This is a genomic window from Phenylobacterium sp. SCN 70-31, assembly GCF_001724605.1.
Lineage (GTDB): Bacteria > Pseudomonadota > Alphaproteobacteria > Caulobacterales > Caulobacteraceae > Phenylobacterium.
In genome coordinates, this window is sequence record NZ_MEEX01000007.1 from 285,005 (window position 1) to 291,047 (window position 6,043).

The window sequence follows — 6,043 nt, forward strand, 5'->3', positions numbered from 1 at the left end:
GTCAGGCGGCCCGGCGCGAGGCGTCGAGGGTGGAGAAGTAGACGTCCTCCAGGCTCGGCGCGGTCGTCTGGAAGCCCGGATCGGGCGCGGTGTCGGCCAGGACGTGGATCACGGTGCGGCCGCCGGCCAGGCGAGTGGAGATCACCGTATTCCGCGCGCGTTCGCCGTCGAGTTCGCCGCGGTCGATGAGTTTCTTCCAGACTTTGCCGTCCAGGCCGGCGATCAACTGGCTGGGGGCGCCTTCGGTCAGGATGCAGCCGCCGGCCAGGATGGCCATCCGCGGGCACAGGTCGGCCACGTCGTCGACGATGTGGGTGGACAGGATCACCACGACGTTCTCGCCGATCTCGGCCAGCAGGTTCAGGAAGCGATTGCGCTCCTCGGGGTCGAGGCCGGCGGTGGGCTCGTCGACGATGATGAGGGCGGGGCGTCCGATGAGCGCCTGGGCGATGCCGAAGCGCTGGCGCATGCCGCCCGAATAGCCCGCGACGGCCTTCTTGCGCACGTCCCACAGGTTGACCTGGTGCAGCAGCGTTTCGACCGTATCCTTGCGCTCGCCTTTGCCGGCGATCCCCTTGAGCACGGCCATGTGGTCGAGCAGGTCGAGGGCGGAGACGCGCGGATAGACCCCGAAGTCCTGGGGCAGGTAGCCGAGGGTGCGCCGCAGTTTCTCGGGTTCCGCCACCACGTCGATGTCGCCGAAGCGGATCGTCCCGCCGGTGGGCGCCTGGAGCGTGGCGATGGTGCGCATCAGCGTGGACTTGCCGGCGCCGTTGGGGCCCAGCAGCCCGAACATGCCCTTACCGATCTCGAGATCGACGCCGTCCAGCGCGCGCGTCCCGTTCGGATAGACGTGCGTCAGCTCCTTGATCGAAAGCATGCTAGTCCACACTCCGCCCACCCTGGCTGAAGCTGCCTGCGGGGTGTGACCTTAGCAAGTGAGGGAAATGTAACCTTGGGCGGACGTTACGTCGCAAGAATGGGGCTCGCGGTCCTGGCGGCCCTGCTGCTGAGCGCCGCGTCCCACGCGGCCGACCGGAGCCAACCCGACCGGAGCCAACCCGACTGGGGCGACGACGTCGAGGCCGGCCAGGTTCCGACGTCCGGCCAGCTTGTCTGCCGCAAGGTGCGCGGCAAGACGATCCCGGCGGCGCATGTCGCCGATGCGCGGCGGGCGGCCGCGTCGCTGAAGGATTGCGACGCCGAAGCGCTGTACTACGGCATCGGGCGCAGGGCCGACCCGGTGGCGGCGCGCCGCTGCGCCATCCTGCATTCGCGGGCGAACGACGGGGAGCCGACCAGCCTGTTCGACGGCGACGAGCTGTTGATGACCGTCTACGCCAATGGCGCGGGCGCGCCGCGCGACCTGGACCTGGCGATCAGGCTGTCGTGCGGACTACAGGCCGCGCCGGCCGAGCATGAGGGCCGCATCGCCAACTTGCAGGCCCGGAAAGCGGGCCGCGACCCGACGCCGTTCCATTATTGCGACGACATCACCAGCGGGTACGCCATGGGCTGGTGCGCGCGGCATGGGCAGCGCTTCGCCATCGCCGCGCGGGAGGCCGAGGTTTTGCGGATCACCGCGGCCCTGCCGCCGGAGGGGCGGAAGGCTTTCGACACCCTGTGGCGGGCGACCCTGGCGTATGCCGAGGCCCGGGCCCAGAACGAGACCGACCTGTCGGGCACGGCGCGCGGCGCCTTCGCCGTGGAGAGCGAGGAGGCGGTCTGGAGCCAATTCATGGCGCTGCTGACGAGGGTTTCGGGTCCGAAACCTCTGGTCGGCGCGGCGGGCGAAGCGAAGGCGGCCGATGCCGCGCTGAATATCGCCTACCGGAAGCGCATGGCCGGATCGTTCGACGATCTGGGGACAATATCAGCCGATGGGGTGCGGCAGGCCGAGCGCGTCTGGATCCGCTATCGGGACGCCTGGCTGGCCTTCGTGCGCGCCGCCCATCCGAAGACCTCGGCCGACGGTGTGAACATGCACCTCACCCGCGAGCGGACCAAGGTGCTGGAAACCCTGGGCGGGGCGTAGAGATCGGACTCAGCCGCCCTGGATCGGAGGCTTGAACCGGCCGGTGGGCGAGGCCGTGAAGATCTCGACGCCGTCCTCGGTGACGCCGACCGAATGCTCGCACTGGGCCGAGAGGGACTTGTCCCGGGTGACGGCCGTCCAGCCGTCCGAAAGCAGCTTCACCGCGTGTTTGCCCAGGTTCACCATCGGCTCGATCGTGAAGAACATGCCCGGGCGGAGTTCGGCGCCCGTGCCCTTCTGCCCGAAGTGCAGGATGTTCGGGGCGTCGTGGAACACGCGGCCCAGTCCGTGGCCGCAGAAGTCGCGCACCACGGAGCAGCGCATGCTCTCGACATAGTGCTGGATGGCGTAGCCGATGTCGCCGGTCGTCGCTCCGGGCTTCACCTGAGCGAGACCCCGTTCGAGAGCCTCGTAGGTCACGTCCACCAGTCGCTTGGCCCGCGGCGCCACCGTCCCCACGCCATACATGCGCGACGTGTCGCCGTGCCATCCGTCGACGATCACCGTGACGTCGATGTTGACGATGTCGCCTTCGCGCAGGGTCCGCTCGCCGGGGATGCCGTGGCAGACGATGTGGTTGGGGCTGATGCAGACGGTCTTCGTATAGCCGCGATAGCCCAGGCAGGCGGGCAGGGCGCCATGATCCAGGATGAACTCCCGGGCCAGATCGTCCAGGTCGCCCGTCACCGCGCCGGGAACGACGTGCGGGGTGAGCATGTCGAGGCACTCGGCGGCGAGGCGGCCGGCCCTGCGCATGCCGTCGAAGTCTTCGGGCTTGTGCAGCTTGATCGCGCCGGTGCGATATTCGCTGTCGAGAGTGTCTGTCATGATCGGCTCCAGAGCGCCTATGTCGCGATCCTGGCGCGGAAAATCAACCAAGGCGGATCTGCGCGGGCGCTCGCGCGCGGACGCGACACGCCTTACATAGGGGCGACATGCACGCCGTCCATTTCGAAGCGCCCGCGCCGGGCGGATCGCAGCCCCCGACGCCGGGCGACCCCGAATTGCGGCGCCCACCGCCCGAACCGATCGTGAATGCGCCGTGGCCGGTGGTGACGCTGACGGTCGCGATCGTGGGGCTTTATTTCCTCCAGACGCAGTTTCCATTCGTCGCCGATCTGCTGGCGTTTTCGCCGCACGACCTCTTGCAGGGGCGATATGAGGGACTGATCACCTCGCAATTCCTGCACGGCGGCTGGCCGCACGCCCTGATGAACGCGGCGTTCGTCCTGGCCTTCGGCGCGCCGGTGGCCCGCTTCTTCGGACCGCGGCCAGGTGGGGTGACGGCTTTCTTCCTGCTCTATCTCGTGTGCGGCGTGCTGGCGGCCCTGGGGTTCGCGGCGTTCCACTGGGGCCAGTACGCTCCCATGGTCGGCGCGTCGGGCGCCGCTTCGGGCCTGATGGGCGCCGCGGCCCGGCTGCTGGGCGGTCCAAATGCGAACGGGGGACGGGTGGGTCCCCTCCTGTCGCAGCCGGTGACCGGGATGGGCCTAGCCTGGATCGTCATCAACCTGATTCTCGCCGTCACTGGCGGTGCGTTCATGCCCGGCGCCGGTGAGGCCGGCGTGGCCTGGGAGGCGCACCTGGCGGGGTTCGCGGCGGGTGTGTTGCTGATCGGACCCGTCGGCTGGCTGGCCGGGCGACGGTAGGACCGGCCGCGTCCTGCACGCACGCCTCACGCGTGCGTGACGCCTGCACGGATTGTATCGACCGGAAAATTGCGCAACCCTGTTCTCCGACATAGACGGGAACAGGAGGCCCCATGCTGGTCTCGCAGATTCTCCGGACCAAGGGAGATACGGTCTTCACCGTAAAGCCGTCCGATACGGTCGGCGAGGTGGCCGAACTGCTGCACTCTCGGCGCGTGGGCGCCCTTGTGGTGCTGGATGCCGAACGGGTCGCGGGAATCGTCTCCGAGCGCGACGTCGTGCGCGCGGTGGCCACCGGCGGCCCCGGCGCCCTGGCGCGGCCGGTCTCGGATTTCATGACCGCCAACGTGCTGTTCGCCGAGCCGGGCGAGACGGTGGACAGCTCGCTGTCGCGCATGACCGACCGGCGGATCCGTCACCTGCCGGTCTGCCAGACCGAGCGGCTGGTGGGGATCGTTTCGATCGGCGACCTGGTGAAGTGGAAGATTTCCGAGGTCGAGGCCGAGGCTGACGGCCTGAAGGCCTACATCGCGGCCAGCTGAAAATCTGCGGACCCCCTCCGTCCATCGGAGGGTTGAAAGCCGGCGAAGGGGCGGGGAAGGGGGGCAGCCCCTTCACAGCCCCTGTTTATGTGCAAGGTGAGATCTCGGGAGGCGGTGTCAGGCCAGGACGGCTGCTCCCGAGCGGGCCGCCTCGGCCAGGCTGTAGGCCTCCAGCACGTCGGCGGTGGCGTCGCGGGCCTTAAGCAGGGCCTCGCGCAGCGTACAGGCTTCGAGGCTTGCGCAGTCGGCGCACTTTCGGAATCCCAGGCGGGGCGACACGCAAGGAGCCAGGGCCAGCGGGCCGTCGATGATACGGATGACTTCCGCGAAGCTGATGCTCGAGGCCGGGCGAGCCAGGGTGTAGCCGCCGAACTTCCCGCGCCGGCTGACGACGACCTGATTGCGGGACAGTTCGAGGAGAATCGCTTCCAGGAACTTGCGCGGCGCGCCTGCGCGCGAGGCCAGCTCGCCCGCGCTGAGCTGGGCGCCGCCGTCCGACTCGCCCGTCCCCGTCGAGGCCCTGGCCAATTCAACAAGGGCCCGCAGGCCGTATTTCGCCTTCTGCGACAGCATCGCCACCTCTCTCGCCTCCTTGTGGCCCGGCGCGGCCCCGCTGCGCAAGGAACGGGCCGTCCGAAGTCTCCCCAGCAGAAGGCCGAGGGCGCGGGACGATACAGATTCGCCGGGCGTGAGGGGCGTCCGCCCTTCCTGGACCCAAAGGTCGTGGAGCCCAAATCCTCCGACATGCGGGAGCAGATCGCGGGAGGTGAAGACGCCCAAGGCGAGGCGCGCCGCCCTCTCTCTCCCTCTCCCGCAATTCTGCTGAAGAACATGTGCTCCGACGCGACGACCGGGAGGTGGGAGGGCAGTCGGCGAAGCGCGCCCCGGCGCGCGGGCGACTGCGGCATTCCGCCGGTCTGCGAGATTCTTTGCCGTGGGCGGTTGACGCCGCCGCGACCCCCGCATAGATAGCCGCCTCCGCTCGGGACGGGGCGGCGACGACGGGACTGAAGAGGCTGCAAGCCTTTGAAAATCCTGGAGAAGCCAAGCCGGGTCGGGACATCAACAGCTCCGCTTCAAAAGTGGGAAGGGCGCAAGTTCCTCCTGCGAATGTAGCGGGCCCGGTTCGAAGATCCGAAGCTTTCGGAGATCAGCCGGGGTCCTCAAAAAGGATCGGTTGACACTCAGGGAGACGGCCACTAGTTAGCCGCCTCCCGCTCGGGCGGGGCTCAAATCGGAACGACGGCAGGGGCCGAAAGGCACTTGATCTTCGAACTGAAATGAGTATGTTCCCGAGCCTCAATCGAATCGTCACGGACTTGAGGGAAGCCCCTCGGCGGCCCGAGACGGTTTTTGCGGCCAAATTCTGGGGGTTCTCAGAATTGTCGCAAATGCCCAAAAAGGCCGGTTGACACTGAAGAGGCCGGTCACTAGATAGCCGCCTCCGCCGACCACCGGCGCTAAACAGTGGGCTTCGGCGAAAGCCGGCGCGGGTCTTTGACATCGTTGAATTGGAAAGAGAAACGCAGGCGGCGGCGTCCTGGCGACAGTCCTAACCAGACTGTCTCGACGCTGACTGTGACTGCGGTCTCTTGAAGACACCATGAATATGGTCGGACTTCGGTTCGGCCACGATTTGTGGGAACTCGTCAAGAACTACGCAGACTATAGCCAGCCGGCTCGTTGAGGGTCGGTTACGCAGAAAGTCAGAACGTCAACTCAACCTGAGAGTTTGATCCTGGCTCAGAGCGAACGCTGGCGGCAGGCCTAACACATGCAAGTCGAACGCCCCTTCGGGGGAGTGGCGGACGGGTGAG

General features: G+C 67.7%; 6 protein-coding genes and 1 rRNA gene. 4 read left to right on the top strand and 3 right to left on the bottom strand.

Going from position 1 to position 6,043, the window contains the following annotated elements:
- Position 1: 1 nt before the first annotated feature.
- Positions 2 to 880: an ABC transporter ATP-binding protein gene (locus ABS78_RS08005; RefSeq protein ID WP_293376840.1), complete on the bottom strand. Its 879-nt coding sequence runs from the start codon at positions 878 to 880 to the stop codon at positions 2 to 4.
- A 99-nt stretch (positions 881 to 979) separates the two neighbouring features.
- Here ABS78_RS08005 and ABS78_RS08010 point away from each other — a divergent pair, with 99 nt between their 5' ends.
- Complete coding sequence (locus ABS78_RS08010) at positions 980 to 2,035, top strand: lysozyme inhibitor LprI family protein (protein ID WP_293376842.1); 1,056 nt, start codon at positions 980 to 982, stop codon at positions 2,033 to 2,035.
- A 9-nt stretch (positions 2,036 to 2,044) separates the two neighbouring features.
- Here the strand turns inward: ABS78_RS08010 and map are convergent, their stop codons facing one another.
- Positions 2,045 to 2,863: a type I methionyl aminopeptidase gene (gene map / locus ABS78_RS08015; RefSeq protein ID WP_293376844.1), complete on the bottom strand. Its 819-nt coding sequence runs from the start codon at positions 2,861 to 2,863 to the stop codon at positions 2,045 to 2,047.
- 107 nt (positions 2,864 to 2,970) lie between these two features.
- Between map and ABS78_RS08020 the strand changes: the two genes are divergently transcribed.
- Together ABS78_RS08020 and ABS78_RS08025 are read left to right on the top strand one after the other, a co-directional pair.
- Entirely contained in the window at positions 2,971 to 3,684 is a 714-nt protein-coding gene (locus ABS78_RS08020) for a rhomboid family intramembrane serine protease (RefSeq protein ID WP_293376846.1), read from the top strand.
- A gap of 113 nt (positions 3,685 to 3,797) precedes the next feature.
- On the top strand, positions 3,798 to 4,226 hold the full coding sequence (locus ABS78_RS08025) for a CBS domain-containing protein (RefSeq protein ID WP_293376848.1): 429 nt from the start codon (positions 3,798 to 3,800) through the stop codon (positions 4,224 to 4,226).
- A 117-nt stretch (positions 4,227 to 4,343) separates the two neighbouring features.
- Here ABS78_RS08025 and ABS78_RS08030 read toward each other — a convergent pair whose 3' ends face one another.
- Positions 4,344 to 4,799 (bottom strand): Rrf2 family transcriptional regulator, encoded by a 456-nt coding sequence (locus ABS78_RS08030; RefSeq protein ID WP_293376860.1) that lies wholly within the window; start codon positions 4,797 to 4,799, stop codon positions 4,344 to 4,346.
- 1,147 nt (positions 4,800 to 5,946) lie between these two features.
- Between ABS78_RS08030 and ABS78_RS08035 the strand changes: the two genes are divergently transcribed.
- Positions 5,947 to 6,043, top strand: a 16S ribosomal RNA gene (locus ABS78_RS08035); the annotation flags it as partial.

Coding starts and splice junctions, on each gene's coding strand:
- map (WP_293376844.1), bottom strand. CDS start 2,863: ATGACAGACACTCTCGACAGCGAATATCGCACCGGCGCGATCAAGCTG.
- ABS78_RS08020 (WP_293376846.1), top strand. CDS start 2,971: ATGCACGCCGTCCATTTCGAAGCGCCCGCGCCGGGCGGATCGCAGCCC.
- ABS78_RS08025 (WP_293376848.1), top strand. CDS start 3,798: ATGCTGGTCTCGCAGATTCTCCGGACCAAGGGAGATACGGTCTTCACC.
- ABS78_RS08010 (WP_293376842.1), top strand. CDS start 980: ATGGGGCTCGCGGTCCTGGCGGCCCTGCTGCTGAGCGCCGCGTCCCAC.
- ABS78_RS08005 (WP_293376840.1), bottom strand. CDS start 880: ATGCTTTCGATCAAGGAGCTGACGCACGTCTATCCGAACGGGACGCGC.
- ABS78_RS08030 (WP_293376860.1), bottom strand. CDS start 4,799: ATGCTGTCGCAGAAGGCGAAATACGGCCTGCGGGCCCTTGTTGAATTG.